This window comes from Janthinobacterium sp. JC611 (genome assembly GCF_018682595.1).
Taxonomy (GTDB): Bacteria; Pseudomonadota; Gammaproteobacteria; order Burkholderiales; family Burkholderiaceae_D; genus Janthinobacterium.
Window position 1 is genome coordinate 265,449 of the sequence record NZ_JAFLJN010000014.1, and the last position, 12,285, is coordinate 277,733.

At 64.5% G+C, this 12,285-nt stretch carries 13 protein-coding genes; 5 read left to right on the plus strand and 8 right to left on the minus strand.

Annotated elements, in window-relative coordinates; translation table 11 throughout:
* Positions 1 to 59 precede the first annotated feature (59 nt).
* A complete protein-coding gene (locus tag J0O65_RS10455) occupies positions 60 to 524 on the plus strand; it encodes an EVE domain-containing protein (RefSeq protein ID WP_215406496.1) in 465 nt (154 codons plus the stop codon).
* Between the two features lie 7 nt (positions 525 to 531).
* Here the strand turns inward: J0O65_RS10455 and lgt are convergent, their stop codons facing one another.
* Together lgt and J0O65_RS10465 are read right to left on the minus strand one after the other, a co-directional pair.
* A complete protein-coding gene (gene lgt / locus J0O65_RS10460) occupies positions 532 to 1,356 on the minus strand; it encodes a prolipoprotein diacylglyceryl transferase (protein ID WP_215406497.1) in 825 nt (274 codons plus the stop codon).
* A gap of 79 nt (positions 1,357 to 1,435) precedes the next feature.
* The gene (locus J0O65_RS10465) at positions 1,436 to 2,347 is read right to left on the minus strand and encodes a LysR family transcriptional regulator (RefSeq protein WP_215406499.1); all 912 of its coding nucleotides are present in this window, start codon (positions 2,345 to 2,347) and stop codon (positions 1,436 to 1,438) included.
* A 169-nt stretch (positions 2,348 to 2,516) separates the two neighbouring features.
* Here J0O65_RS10465 and ilvD point away from each other — a divergent pair, with 169 nt between their 5' ends.
* Both ilvD and J0O65_RS10475 read left to right on the plus strand, forming a co-directional pair.
* The gene (gene ilvD / locus J0O65_RS10470; RefSeq protein ID WP_215406501.1) at positions 2,517 to 4,382 is read left to right on the plus strand and encodes a dihydroxy-acid dehydratase; all 1,866 of its coding nucleotides are present in this window, start codon (positions 2,517 to 2,519) and stop codon (positions 4,380 to 4,382) included.
* A 220-nt stretch (positions 4,383 to 4,602) separates the two neighbouring features.
* Entirely contained in the window at positions 4,603 to 4,914 is a 312-nt protein-coding gene (locus J0O65_RS10475; protein ID WP_070221905.1) for a c-type cytochrome, read from the plus strand.
* 21 nt (positions 4,915 to 4,935) lie between these two features.
* Here J0O65_RS10475 and J0O65_RS10480 read toward each other — a convergent pair whose 3' ends face one another.
* Positions 4,936 to 5,934, minus strand: coding sequence for an NAD(P)H-binding protein (locus J0O65_RS10480; protein WP_215406503.1), 999 nt, complete (start codon positions 5,932 to 5,934; stop codon positions 4,936 to 4,938).
* Positions 5,935 to 6,025: 91 nt separating this feature from the next.
* Here J0O65_RS10480 and J0O65_RS10485 point away from each other — a divergent pair, with 91 nt between their 5' ends.
* The gene (locus J0O65_RS10485) at positions 6,026 to 6,931 is read left to right on the plus strand and encodes a LysR family transcriptional regulator (RefSeq protein ID WP_215406505.1); all 906 of its coding nucleotides are present in this window, start codon (positions 6,026 to 6,028) and stop codon (positions 6,929 to 6,931) included.
* Here the strand turns inward: J0O65_RS10485 and J0O65_RS10490 are convergent.
* A complete protein-coding gene (locus tag J0O65_RS10490) occupies positions 6,924 to 8,066 on the minus strand; it encodes a branched-chain amino acid ABC transporter substrate-binding protein (protein WP_215406507.1) in 1,143 nt (380 codons plus the stop codon). The genes J0O65_RS10485 and J0O65_RS10490 overlap by 8 nt on opposite strands.
* A gap of 12 nt (positions 8,067 to 8,078) precedes the next feature.
* Here J0O65_RS10490 and J0O65_RS10495 point away from each other — a divergent pair, with 12 nt between their 5' ends.
* The gene (locus J0O65_RS10495) at positions 8,079 to 8,282 is read left to right on the plus strand and encodes a hypothetical protein (protein WP_215406509.1); all 204 of its coding nucleotides are present in this window, start codon (positions 8,079 to 8,081) and stop codon (positions 8,280 to 8,282) included.
* An 86-nt stretch (positions 8,283 to 8,368) separates the two neighbouring features.
* Here the strand turns inward: J0O65_RS10495 and J0O65_RS10500 are convergent, their stop codons facing one another.
* The 4 genes from J0O65_RS10500 to folD form a co-directional block, all read right to left on the minus strand.
* Positions 8,369 to 8,743, minus strand: a complete 375-nt coding sequence (locus J0O65_RS10500; RefSeq protein ID WP_215406511.1) for a DUF2486 family protein — start codon at positions 8,741 to 8,743, stop codon at positions 8,369 to 8,371.
* Positions 8,740 to 9,165: a DNA polymerase III subunit chi gene (locus tag J0O65_RS10505; protein WP_215406513.1), complete on the minus strand. Its 426-nt coding sequence runs from the start codon at positions 9,163 to 9,165 to the stop codon at positions 8,740 to 8,742. Before J0O65_RS10505 ends, J0O65_RS10500 begins: the two co-directional genes overlap by 4 nt.
* A 5-nt stretch (positions 9,166 to 9,170) precedes the next feature.
* On the minus strand, positions 9,171 to 11,255 hold the full coding sequence (locus tag J0O65_RS10510; RefSeq protein ID WP_502793553.1) for a M3 family metallopeptidase: 2,085 nt from the start codon (positions 11,253 to 11,255) through the stop codon (positions 9,171 to 9,173).
* A gap of 120 nt (positions 11,256 to 11,375) precedes the next feature.
* On the minus strand, positions 11,376 to 12,221 hold the full coding sequence (gene folD, locus J0O65_RS10515) for a bifunctional methylenetetrahydrofolate dehydrogenase/methenyltetrahydrofolate cyclohydrolase FolD (protein ID WP_215406515.1): 846 nt from the start codon (positions 12,219 to 12,221) through the stop codon (positions 11,376 to 11,378).
* Between the last annotated feature and the right edge of the window lie 64 nt (positions 12,222 to 12,285).

Below are 12,285 nucleotides of genomic sequence, written 5' to 3' on the forward strand. Positions count from 1 at the left end.
GGTTGCAGCATCATGCGCAACCGTTTTTTTACGCCTGGTGCTTTTGATAGGGAGTGAGCATGAAACAATACTGGCTGATGAAATCCGAACCCGACGAGGTGAGCATCGACGACCTGATGGCCGCGCCCCAGCACACCCTGCCGTGGTTTGGCGTGCGCAACTACCAGGCGCGCAACTTCATGCGCGACGGCATGCGGCCGGGCGATGGCGTGCTGTTCTACCATTCGAGCTGCCCGCAGCCGGGCGTGGCGGGCGTGGCCGAAGTGGCCAGCACGGCCTATCCCGATCACAGCCAGTTTGAAGAGGGCGGCAAATACTTCGATGCCAAGGCCACGCCTGAACAGCCGCGCTGGATCAGCGTCGACGTGCGCGGCGTGAAGAAGACGGCGCTGCTGCCCCTGTCCGAGATGCGCCAGATGCCGGAACTGGAAGACATGCTGCTGCTCAAGAAGGGCAGCCGCCTGTCCATCACGCCCGTGACGCCGGCGCAATGGAAAGTCATTACAAGCAAACTAATCGGCTGATCGCCCCTCAGGCCGGGCGCGCCTTGCTGGGCGGCGTGCCCGTCATCTGGCTCTTGTACGCCCACACGAGCAGCACGATGGCGCCAACGATCATCGGCAAGGACAGCATCTGGCCCGACGTGATCGGCACGCCCAGCCACACGACTTCCCAGTCCGGCGTACGGAAGTATTCCGTGAAGAAGCGCGCGCAGCCGTACAACAGGGTGAACATGGCGCCCACGGCCATGCGCGGGCGCTGCTTGCGCGCATACAGCCACAGGATGATGAAGACGAGGATGCCGTCGACCAGCATCTGGTAGATCGGCGACGGGTGCACGGGATACGGAATGCCCGGCCATTGCATGGCCCACGGCAGCGTTTCCGGGGCGATGCGGCCCGGCAGTTCGGCATTGATGAAGTTGCCCAGGCGGCCAGCCGCGTAGCCCAGCGGCACCAGCGGCGCGATGAAGTCGAGCACGTCGAACAGGTTGCGGCCCGCCTTGCGGCTCCACAGGTACATGGCGAGGATGACGCCGAGGAAGCCGCCATGGAAGGACATGCCGCCATGCCAGACCATGAAGATCTCGAGCGGATTGTGCAGGAAGTATTCGGGGCGGTAGAACAGCACTTCGCCCAGGCGTCCGCCGATCACCACGCCCAGCATGCCGTAGAACAGCATGTCGTCGAGATCTTCCTTCTGCCAGCCCAGCCTGGCGATATGCGGCTGCTTGATGCGCACGCGGCCCAGGAGTATGAACAGGGCGAAGGCCAGCACGTACATCAGGCCGTACCAGTGCACGGCGAGCGGGCCGATTTGTATGGCGATCGGGTCGGGCATCGGGTGGTTCAGCATGGGGTTTCTTTCTTTGTTTAAAGCCAAGGTTGCGTAGTATGGGGGCACAGGCGGTTTTTTGCCTTAGCGGCCACTTAATTTATTGGGCGGCAGCGCCGATCTGCCCGCGCAGCAGCGCCAGGAAACCCTGCAGCACGGCGGACGGATTGTCGCGGCGCCAGGCCAGGCCCGTTTCCACCAGCGGCGTGGCGTCCTGCAACGGCCTGTATTCTACGCCGGGGCGCATCAGATTCGATACCGATTGTGGCACAAGCGCGATGCCCATGCCAGCCGAGACGAGGCTGACGATGGTTTGCATCTGGATCGCTTCCTGGCCGATCCGCGGCGTGATGCCGGCCGCGCGGAACACGCCGAGGATGGCGTCGTGCAGGGCGGGCGAGATCGCGCGCGGGAAAATGATCAGCGGCAGGGGCGGCACGTCGCGCAGGCGCACGGGTCCCGGCGCCGCCAGGATGGCGAGGCCGGACGGCGCGGCCAGCACCAGCGGTTCGGCCAGCACGGGCAGGTAATCGAGCTCTCCTTTCGCCTTCTCGGGCAGGGGCGGGATCAGCAGGCCCGCATCCGTGCGCCCGGCCAGCAATTCGTCGAGCTGCAGGTCGGAGGTGGCTTCCTGCAGGGCGATCTGCACTTGCGGATAGGCCGTCCGGTAAGCGCGCAGCAAGGGCGGCAGCACGCTGTAGTCGGCCGACGAGACAAACGCCAGGCTCAGGCGCCCGGCCTCGCCCTGCGCGGCCCGTTGCACCAGCGCGGGCAGTTCGAGCGCCTGCGCCAGCAGCCGGCGCGCCTCGGGCAGCAGGGCCGTGCCGGCCGGCGTCAGCCGCACCTCGCGGCGCGTGCGTACGAACAGGGGGACGCCCAGCAATTCTTCCAGGGCCATGATGGTTTGCGACAGGGGCGGCTGCGTCATGTGCAGGCGCGCGGCGGCGCGGCCGAAGTGCAATTCCTCGGCGACGGTGACAAAGTAGCGCAGCTGGCGCAGTTCGAGATTCATATGTGTTTCCATGTGGAATAAGTTCTGTGATATGTAAAACGACTCACAGACACGTGCATCATATATTTGACAGTGGGGCGCGCGCAAGGCAATCTGGCGTACCCCCCATGCAGGGTTTTGTTGCAAACCCGCGCAGTCCGGCATCCATTACTCTCGGAAGGTCCCCATCATGCCGCAATACCGCTCCCGCACCACCACCCACGGCCGCAACATGGCTGGCGCCCGCGCCCTGTGGCGCGCCACCGGCATGAAGGACGGCGATTTCGACAAGCCGATCATCGCCGTCGTCAACTCGTTCACCCAGTTCGTGCCCGGTCACGTGCATCTGAAGGACCTGGGCCAGATGGTGGCGCGCGAAATTGAAAAGGCTGGCGGCGTGGCCAAGGAATTCAACACCATCGCCGTCGATGACGGCATCGCCATGGGACACGGCGGCATGCTGTATTCGCTGCCCTCGCGCGACCTGATCGCCGACTCCGTCGAATACATGGTCAACGCCCACTGCGCCGACGCCATGGTGTGCATCTCGAACTGCGACAAGATCACCCCGGGCATGCTGATGGCCGCCATGCGCATCAATATCCCCGTCGTGTTTATTTCCGGCGGACCGATGGAAGCGGGCAAGGTCGTCAAGGTCGTCAACGGCAGCCAGAAGATCATCAAGCTGGACCTCGTTGACGCCATGATCAAGGCCGGCGACAGCACCGTCTCCGACGCCGACGTGGCCGAGATTGAACGCTCGGCCTGTCCGACCTGCGGTTCCTGTTCCGGCATGTTTACGGCCAATTCGATGAATTGCCTGACCGAGGCGCTGGGCCTGGCCCTGCCCGGCAACGGCACGATTCTGGCCACGCACGCGGACCGCCAGCAGCTGTTCCTGCGCGCGGGCCGCCTGATCGTGGAACTGGCCAAGCGCCATTACGAGCAGGACGATTACACCGTGCTGCCCCGTTCCATCGCCACCAAGGCGGCCTTCGAGAACGCCATGGCGCTCGACGTCTCCATGGGCGGCTCGACCAACACCGTGCTGCACTTGCTGGCCGCCGCGCACGAGGCGCAAGTGGCATTCACGATGGCCGACATCGACCGCATTTCGCGCAAGGTGCCGTGCCTGTGCAAGGTGGCGCCGATGACGGACAAATACCATATCGAAGACGTGCACCGCGCGGGCGGCATCGTGGGCATCCTGGGCGAACTGGCGCGCGCCGGCCTGCTCGACACCACTCTGCCGACCATCCACGCGCCTACCCTGGCCGATGCCATCGCACAAAACGACATCATGTGCACCGACGATCCGGCCGTGCATGAATTGTTCCGGGCCGCGCCGGGCGGCGTGCCGACGCAGACGGCGTTCTCGCAGTCGGAGCGCTTCGCTGCCGTCGACACGGACCGCGCCACCGGCTGCATCCGCGACAAGGCCCACGCCTATTCGCAGGATGGCGGCCTGGCCGTGCTGTACGGCAACCTGGCCGAAAAGGGCTGCATCGTCAAGACGGCGGGCGTCGATGAAAGCATCCTGAAATTCTCGGGCAAGGCGCGCGTGTTCGAAAGCCAGGATACCGCTGTTGAAGCGATTCTGGCCGACACCGTGCATGAGGGCGACGTCGTCATCATCCGCTACGAAGGTCCGAAAGGCGGCCCCGGCATGCAGGAAATGCTGTACCCGACGTCGTACATCAAGTCCAAGGGCCTGGGCAAGGCATGCGCGCTGTTCACGGACGGGCGCTTCTCGGGCGGTTCCTCGGGTCTGGTGATCGGCCACGCTTCGCCGGAAGCGGCCGAAGGCGGCGCCATCGGCCTGGTGGAAGAGGGCGACTTCATCGACATCGACATCCCCGCGCGCACCATCAAGCTGCGCGTGACGGATGCCGAGCTGGCCGCGCGCCGCGCCGCCATGGAAGCGAAGGGCGATGCGGCCTGGCTGCCCGTCAACCGCGACCGCTATGTGTCGCAGGCGCTGCAGGCGTATGCGGCCCTGACGACGTCGGCCGACCGCGGCGCCGTGCGCGATCTTTCCCAACTGAAGAAACGCTGATTTGTTGTGTAAGCGCGACGGCCGGCCCCGTTTGACCGGACGGGGCCGCCTGTCGTTACATCGCCTTACAAACAACATGGTCATGCGCGCGCAGATGGGGCAGAATAGGACTGCCTTCTGACGACATTGCGTTACTACATTGAAACGCTTGATCTGGGCTCGTGGTGCATCTGCGGAAACACAGTAAAATGCCGCAGGAAGTAACTTTGGAGAAAAGACAATGAAACGTTTTATGTTGGTGAGTGTATTGACCGTATCGGCTCTGGCATCGCAAGCAGCATTGGCCAATCCGGACCTGGCGAAAGCAAAAAACTGCATGGCTTGCCACGCGGTGAGCACGAAACTGGTGGGCCCTGCGTTCAAGGACGTGGCTGCCAAGTACGCCGGTCAGAAAGACGCGGAAGCCAAGCTCGCGGCGAAAGTCATGAAGGGCGGTTCCGGCACCTGGGGCGCGATCCCGATGCCAGCGAACCCGCAAGTGAGCGATGCTGAAGCCCACACCCTGGTCAAATGGGTACTGGCACAGAAATAATCTGTGCCGCGGTACCTGCAATCAGCGCGCCGGCAATCCCGGCGCATTTTTTTTGCCTGCAGCGTTCAGATTGCCCATGCCTTCCAATGTCGCCCGCACCGCCTCGTCGAGCGGCGTATGCGGTTCCTGACCCAGCACGGCCAGCAGCCGCGCATTCTCCATGGACAAGGGCGTTTGCCACAGATAGCGCATCTCGCGCATTTCGCGCAAGGTCGCCACGAACGGCGACGCCAGCGTCACCAGCCACCACGGAAAACGCCGGATGGCGGGCGCGGCGCCCGTCGCCCGTGCCACCACGCGGGCAATCGCGCCCGTCATTTGCCGGCCGTCGTGGTCCCAGTGGCCGGCCATGTGGAAGCGCGCAAACGGCGGCAAGGTGGCGCGCACGGCCAGCAGCTGCAGCATCGTGCGCGCCACGTCGGGCAGGTAGGACCACTGGTGGCCGATGCCCGGCGCGCCCGGATACAGGATGCTGCGCACGCCCTGGCCCGGCTTTACCAGGCCCTGCGAAAACCAGTTGTTGCCGGCGCGGGGGCCGAAGAAGTCGCCCGCGCGCACGATCAGCACCCTGGCGCCCTGCGTGCTGGCCCGTTCCAGCCGCGCTTCCAGCTCCACGCGGATGGCGCCCTTGCGGGTGAGCGGACGTTGCGGCGCGTCTTCGGCCACTACAGGAAAGGCGTCGGGACCGAAGTTGTACACGGTGCCGGGCAGCACGATGGTGGCGCCCTCGGCAATCGCCGCCGCGATGGTGTTGTCGAGCATGGGCAGCACCAGCCGGCCCCAGTGGCGGTAGCCGGGCGGGTTGACGGCGTGCACGATGACGGCGCAGCCCCTGGCGGCCGCCAGCACGTCCGCGCGCGCCAGCGCATCGCCGCGCAGCCACTCGATGCGGTCGCTCCGTGGCGATGGCGTCTCGCCCCGAGTGAGGGCGCGCACCCGCCAGCCCGCCGCCAATAGCTGGCGCACCATTTCGCCGCCGATGCCGCCCGTGGCGCCCAATACCAATGCTGTCGTGTCCATGCTGACCTCCGTGTGGTTGATGGCGCCAGTATCTGCCGCGCAGGGCTGATTGGGAATTGACGAGCATCGACCACAGGCTATACATTTATGTATGACCGCCACATCCATCGCCTGGGAATACTACCGTTCGCTGCTGGCCGTGCTGCAGCAAGGCTCCTTGTCCGGCGCCGCCCGCGCGCTGGGCATCACGCAACCCACCGTGGGCCGGCATATCGCCGCGCTCGAGCAGGCGCTGGGCGCGACCCTGTTCACGCGCTCCCAGCTGGGCTTGCTGCCCACGGAAGTGGCGCTGGCGCTGCGGCCCCATGCGGAAACCATGGAGCACACGGCCGCCCTGATGGAGCGCGCCGCCAGCAGCCAGGGACAGGGCGTGGCCGGCACCGTGCGCATCGCGGCCAGCGAAGTGGTGGGCGTGGAGGTATTGCCGCCTATCCTGGCCCAGCTGCGCGCGCGCCATCCGGGCTTGATCGTTGAATTGGTATTGAGCAACAAGGTGCAGGATTTGCTGCGCCGGGAAGCGGACATCGCCGTGCGCATGCTGCGCCCCCGCCAGGAACAGCTGGTGGCGCGCAAGGTGGGCGATATCGAACTGGGCCTGCATGCGCACGCGGATTACCTGGCGCGCCATGGCGCGCCGCTGGCACTGGCCGATCTGGCACGGCATGCCGTCATCGGCTACGACGAGGCGAGCCCGTTCGTGCGCAACGCGGGCGCGGCCTTCCAGGGATTTTCGCGGGAGACCTTTGCCTGGCGCAGCGACAGCGACCTGGCGCAACTGGCCCTGATCCGCGCGGGCGCCGGCATCGGCGTGTGCCAGGCAGGGCTGGCGGCACGCGATCCGGCCTTGCGGCGCGTCTTGCCGCAAGCGTTTTCGCTGCCGATGGCAACGTGGGTCACCATGCATGCGGACTTGCGCGGCAGCCTGCGCTGCCGCGCCACCTTCGACGCGCTGGCCGAAGGCTTGCTGGCTTACGTGGCTGAGCAGCCGTTTATTTAACGACTTCCATCTTGGTCTTCTTGCCGTCACGGTAAGTGAACAAGGTCAGCGCGCCATCCTTGATGTCGCCGTTGGCATCGAACGCAATCGGGCCCGTCACGCCCTGGTAGTGCACCTTGGCCAAATATGGCAGGTAGACGGACGGCTTCGACGATTTGGCGTCGGCCATGGCGGTGGCCATGGTCATCACGGCGTCGTACACGTAGGGCGCGTACAGCTGCACTTCCATGTTGTACTTTTGCTTGTAGCGGGCGCGGAAATCGTCCATGCCTTTTTGCTGCGCGCCCGTCACGCCGCCCGCTTCCGCGCAGGTGACCATGTCTTCGCCCACGGCGTCGCCCGCCAGCTTGCCCAGCGGCTCCGTGCACAGGCCGTCACCGCCCATGAACTTGGCCTTGATGCCCAGCGCCTTCATCTGGCGCAGCATGGGGCCGCCCACGGAATCCATGCCGCCAAAGAAGATCAGGTCGGGATTCTTGGACTTGATGCTGGTCAGGATGGCGTTGAAGTCGGTGGCGTTGGCATTCGTAAATTCCTTGCCGACGATTTGCACGCCAGGCGCCGCCTTCTTGGCGCCTTTGACGAACTGTTCCGCCACGCCCTGGCCGTAGGCCGTGCGGTCATCGATGACGGCGATTTTCTTCGCTTGCAGCTTGCCCACGGCATACGCGCCCAAAGTCCCGCCCAGCTTGTTGTCATTGGCGACGACGCGGAAGGCCGTGTTGAACTTTTGCTGGGTGTACGTCGGGTTGGTGGCGGCAGGGGAAATCTGCGGAATGCCGGCATTGAAGTAAATGCGCGAGGCGGGAATCGTCGTACCCGAGTTCAGGTGGCCGACGACGCCGTTGACCTTGGCGTCGACCAGCTTTTGCGCCACGGCCGTGCCCTGCTTGGGATCGGCCGCGTCATCTTCGGGCACCAGCACGAATTTCACGGCTTTGCCGTCGATCTTGAAGCCTTTGGCGTTCAAATCCTCGATGGCCATCTTGGCCGCGTTCTCGTTATCCTTGCCCAGGTGGGAGCTGGCGCCAGAGACCGGGGCGACGTGGCCGATCTTGATGATTTCCTGCGCGCCCGCATGGCCGGCAAAGGCGAGGGCGACGGCGAGAGGAAGGACTTTGGTCTTGAGCAGCATAAACATTCTCCAATGGATAAAGATACGGCGGCATCTCGTAAAACCGCTTCGAATGGCGGTACGTGTGAAGAAAGGTACAACAAAAAACAGGCGGCGCAAAGCCGCATTTCTGGCTTTTTACATTTTGTCGCAACAATCACCAAAGTGAGGCGCGATGCACCGATTTTGCAGGCGCGAGCGCACCAAAGAATGGCGTTGGGAGGGGGAAAGGTGTAGGGGGAATGCTGGGGTCTGACCCGTCGGGTCTGACCCCGGATTTTTGCCGGTGGGTGAAATGGTGCCGCCGACAGACGGGCGTGCAGTTACTGCGCGGGCGGATGCAAGTGTCCCAGCTCGTGGCTCACGGCATGCGCCACGATCTGTTCCAGCGATTGCTGCAAGTCTTCGCGCAGGGCGCCGCGCATGCCGATCAGGGCGTTTTGCAGGGCCGTCTGCAGGACGTGGGCGATGCGTTCTTCCAGCAGGTGGTCGATCTTGCCCTGCACCTGGTGCAGGATGCGCTGCGTCAGGCGTGCTTCGATGACGTCCCAGTCGGGCTGAGCTATGCTCGGTGGGAATGCCGGCGTTGCCACAACGGCAGGTGCGGCGGCAGCTGGCGCGACAGGTTCCGCCACGTCCGGCCCCAGCAGCACCTCCGTCAGCAGGGGGATGCCCGGGTCGAATGGCTGCTGGCTCATGTTTTACCCGCCACGAAGTGGGTCGGTTGCACGTTCTGCTGGCGGTAGTGCAGGAAGCGCTGGCGGCCCGCCTGCGCATCTTGCTCATCCATGGAGACGATCTCGAACACGCGCTGGAACTGCGCGTAATTGGCGGGCGGCAACTGCGACAGGTTGACGAGGATGTCGTGGTGCGGCAGCTCGGCCGCTTCGTCATCGGTCAGGATGATGGGCGTTTGCCCCGCCAGCGGATCGCCGGCCAGCACGTGCGGCAGGAAATCCGTGGCGGAAATGGTCCACATGGCGCTGTTCAGGGCGTCGAGCTGGGCGCTGTCGGCCACCAGGACGACCACCTTGTTGCCTGCCATGTAAGCCTTGCGCGCCAGGCGGCAGGCGTAGGCCAGCTTGTCCGGCACGTTGCTGTGAAAATCGACGCGGCTCATGGCGCTCAGGCGGCCATGCCGCTGTGGCGCAGCAGGGCGTCGATCGACGGTTCGCGGCCGCGGAAGGCCGTGAACGATTCCAGCGCCGGGCGCGAGCCGCCGACGGACAGGATTTCTTGCAGGTAACGCTTGCCCGCCGCCGTGGTGGCGGCCGGTCCCAGTGCGCGGGCTTCCTCGAACGCCGCATAGGCGTCGGCGGACAGCACCTCGGCCCATTTGTAGCTGTAGTAGCCGGCCGCGTAGCCGCCGGAAAAGATATGTCCAAAAGAATTCTGGAAGCGGTTGAAGGCGGGCGGGATGATCAGCGCGAACTTGGCGCGCACGCCGTCGATCAGCTGCTGCACGCTTTGGCCCGTGCCGGCGTCGTAGTCATAGTGCAAATGCATGTCGAGCAAGGAAAATTCCACCTGGCGCAGGGTTTGCAGGCCGGACTGGAAATTCTTGGCTGCCAGCATCTTGTCGTACAGCGCGCGCGGCAGCGGTGCGCCCGTGACGGCGTGCGCCGTCATGTGTTCGAGCACTTCCCATTCCCAGCAGAAGTTTTCCATGAATTGCGACGGCAGTTCCACGGCATCCCATTCGACGCCAGAGATACCCGACACGCCCAGCTCGTCGACCACCGTCAACATGTGGTGCAGGCCGTGGCCGAATTCGTGGAACAGGGTGATCACTTCATCGTGCGTGAACAGGGCAGGCCGGGCTTGGCCGTCGACCACGGCCGGCGGCGTGAAATTGCAGGTGAGATAAGCGATCGGCGTTTGCACCTGGCCGCCATCGGCGCGGCGGCCGCGCGCGTCGTCCATCCAGGCGCCGCCGCTCTTGCCCGCGCGCGCATACAGGTCCAGGTAGAACTGGCCGACCAGCTGGCCGTCGCGCTCGATGCGGTAAAAGCGCACGTCCGGGTGCCAGACGGGCGCCGTATCCAGTTTGATCTCGACGTTGAACAGGTTCTGGATCTGGCGGAACAGGCCGTCGATCACCTTGTGTTCAGGGAAATATTGCTTCACTTCCTGGGCCGAGAACGCGTAGCGGCGCTCCTGCAGCTTTTCGGACGCGTACGGCACGTCCCACGCTTGCAGCTCGTCCAGGCCCAGTTCTTCGCGGGCGAATTGTTTCAGCTCGGCCAGGTCCTTCTCGGCGAACGGGCGCGCGCGTTTGGCCAGGTCTTCCAGGAAGGCGATGACTTGCGCGGGCGAGGTGGCCATCTTGGAGACCAGCGACACTTCGGCGAAATTGGCGTAGCCGAGCAGTTGTGCCTCTTCTTTGCGCAGTCGCAACAGGGTGACGATGTTCTGCGTGTTGTCCCAGTCCTCTTTCTTGCTGAAGACCTCGCCCTGGTCCGATGCCTTGGTGGCGTTGGCGCGGTAGATGGTTGCGCGCAGCGCGCGATTGTCGGCAAATTGCAGGATCGGGTAATACGAGGGGAAGTGCAGCGAGAATTCATAGCCTTGCTTGCCGGCCTGGTCGGCGGCGGCGCGCGCGGCGGCCTTCACGTCGTCGGGCAGGCCGGCCAGCTCGCTTTCGTTTTCGACCAGCAACTTGTAGTCATTCGTGGCGTCGAGCACGTTTTCGGAAAAGCGCGTCGAGACGGCCGCATGTTCTTCCTGGATGGCGCCGAAGCGCTCTTTCTTATCCTCTGGCAACTCGGCGCCGCCCAGGCGGAAGTCGCGCACGGCATTCTCGACGATGCGCCGGCGCGCCGGCGACAGGCTGGCGAAAGCGGGGCTCGCTTGCAGTTGCTTGTATTTGCCGAAAAGGATCTCGTTCTGGCCCAGTTCGGTCCAGAATTCCGTCACCTTGGGCTGGTTGGCATTGTAGGCGGCGCGCAGTTCCGGCGTATCGACCACGCTGTTGAGGTGGTTGACGATGCTCCAGGCGCGGCCCAGGGTTTCGGCGATCTGGTCCTGGGGCGCGACGAAGTTTTCCCAGCTCACTTCTTCCATGGGCGCTTCCAGCTGCGCCACCGTGGCGCGCGCCTGGGCCAACAGGGTATCGATGGCAGGCGTGACATGCTCGTGCGTGATCGCGTCGAAGCCTGGCAGGCCGGAAAAATCAAGCAGGGGATTGGTGTTCATCGTCGGTTCGTCCATTCTGTCTTCATATATGGAGCGCCTGAAAAACGTTCAGGGTAAGGCGCGGTGCCGAAGGCAGTACGAATAGTACGGCGAGGCACTGCAACGCAGCCATGGACGTTTTCTCAGGCGCTCCTCTTAAATGCGCTCGGCGGCTTCGACCGTGTTCATCAGCAACATGGTGATCGTCATCGGCCCCACGCCACCCGGTACCGGGGTGATGTGGGAGGCGACGTCTTTCACTCCGGCAAAATCCACGTCGCCGCACAGCTTGCCTTCATCGTCGCGGTTCATGCCCACGTCGATGACGATGGCGCCTGGCTTGACCATGTCGGCCGTCAGCGTGTTGCGGCGGCCGACGGCGGCCACGACCACGTCCGCCTGGCGCGTGTACAGGCCCAGATCCGGGGTCGCACTATGGCAGATGGTGACGGTGGCATTCGCTTGCAAGAGCAGCAGGGCCATCGGCTTGCCGACGGTGTTGCTGCGGCCGATGACGACGGCGTGCTTGCCGCCCAAGTCCACGCCCGTGCTTTCGATCAGTTTCATGCAGCCGTACGGCGTGCACGGGCGGAAGCCGGGCAAGCCCGTCATCAGTTCGCCGGCGCTCAGCACGGAATAGCCGTCCACGTCTTTCGTCGTGGCGATCGCTTCGATGACCTTGTGCGGGTTGATGTGCTTGGGCAAGGGCATTTGCACGAGGATGCCGTGAATGGCCGGGTCGGCGTTCAGGCTGGCGATGCGCGCCAGCAAGTCCGCCTCGGACAGGTCCGCTTCATATTTTTCCAGCACCGAGTGGAAACCCACGTCGCCGCAGGCCTTGACCTTGTTGCGGACATATACCTGGCTGGCCGGGTCTTCGCCGACGAGGATCACGGCCAGGCCGGGCTGGGTGCCCTTGGCGGTGAGGGCGGCGGCGCGTGTGGCGATCTCGCTGCGCAGTTTTTGGGAGAGGGCGATTCCGTCGATCAGTTGTGCTGGCATGGTAGGGGCTGAGAGCTGTGGGAGGGAAAAGACAGATTATAAAGCCGGGCGGCGCAAAGGGGCG

What these genes read in the sequence shown, in the direction of transcription:
- J0O65_RS10505 (WP_215406513.1), bottom strand. Translation starts at nt 9,165, where the DNA reads ATGAGCCGCGTCGATTTTCACAGCAACGTGCCGGACAAGCTGGCCTAC.
- J0O65_RS10485 (WP_215406505.1), top strand. Translation starts at nt 6,026, where the DNA reads ATGACCGCCACATCCATCGCCTGGGAATACTACCGTTCGCTGCTGGCC.
- J0O65_RS10480 (WP_215406503.1), bottom strand. Translation starts at nt 5,934, where the DNA reads ATGGACACGACAGCATTGGTATTGGGCGCCACGGGCGGCATCGGCGGC.
- J0O65_RS10475 (WP_070221905.1), top strand. Translation starts at nt 4,603, where the DNA reads ATGAAACGTTTTATGTTGGTGAGTGTATTGACCGTATCGGCTCTGGCA.
- J0O65_RS10490 (WP_215406507.1), bottom strand. Translation starts at nt 8,066, where the DNA reads ATGCTGCTCAAGACCAAAGTCCTTCCTCTCGCCGTCGCCCTCGCCTTT.
- J0O65_RS10495 (WP_215406509.1), top strand. Translation starts at nt 8,079, where the DNA reads ATGGATAAAGATACGGCGGCATCTCGTAAAACCGCTTCGAATGGCGGT.
- lgt (WP_215406497.1), bottom strand. Translation starts at nt 1,356, where the DNA reads ATGCTGAACCACCCGATGCCCGACCCGATCGCCATACAAATCGGCCCG.
- J0O65_RS10465 (WP_215406499.1), bottom strand. Translation starts at nt 2,347, where the DNA reads ATGAATCTCGAACTGCGCCAGCTGCGCTACTTTGTCACCGTCGCCGAG.
- J0O65_RS10500 (WP_215406511.1), bottom strand. Translation starts at nt 8,743, where the DNA reads ATGAGCCAGCAGCCATTCGACCCGGGCATCCCCCTGCTGACGGAGGTG.
- folD (WP_215406515.1), bottom strand. Translation starts at nt 12,221, where the DNA reads ATGCCAGCACAACTGATCGACGGAATCGCCCTCTCCCAAAAACTGCGC.
- J0O65_RS10510 (WP_502793553.1), bottom strand. Translation starts at nt 11,255, where the DNA reads ATGGACGAACCGACGATGAACACCAATCCCCTGCTTGATTTTTCCGGC.
- ilvD (WP_215406501.1), top strand. Translation starts at nt 2,517, where the DNA reads ATGCCGCAATACCGCTCCCGCACCACCACCCACGGCCGCAACATGGCT.
- J0O65_RS10455 (WP_215406496.1), top strand. Translation starts at nt 60, where the DNA reads ATGAAACAATACTGGCTGATGAAATCCGAACCCGACGAGGTGAGCATC.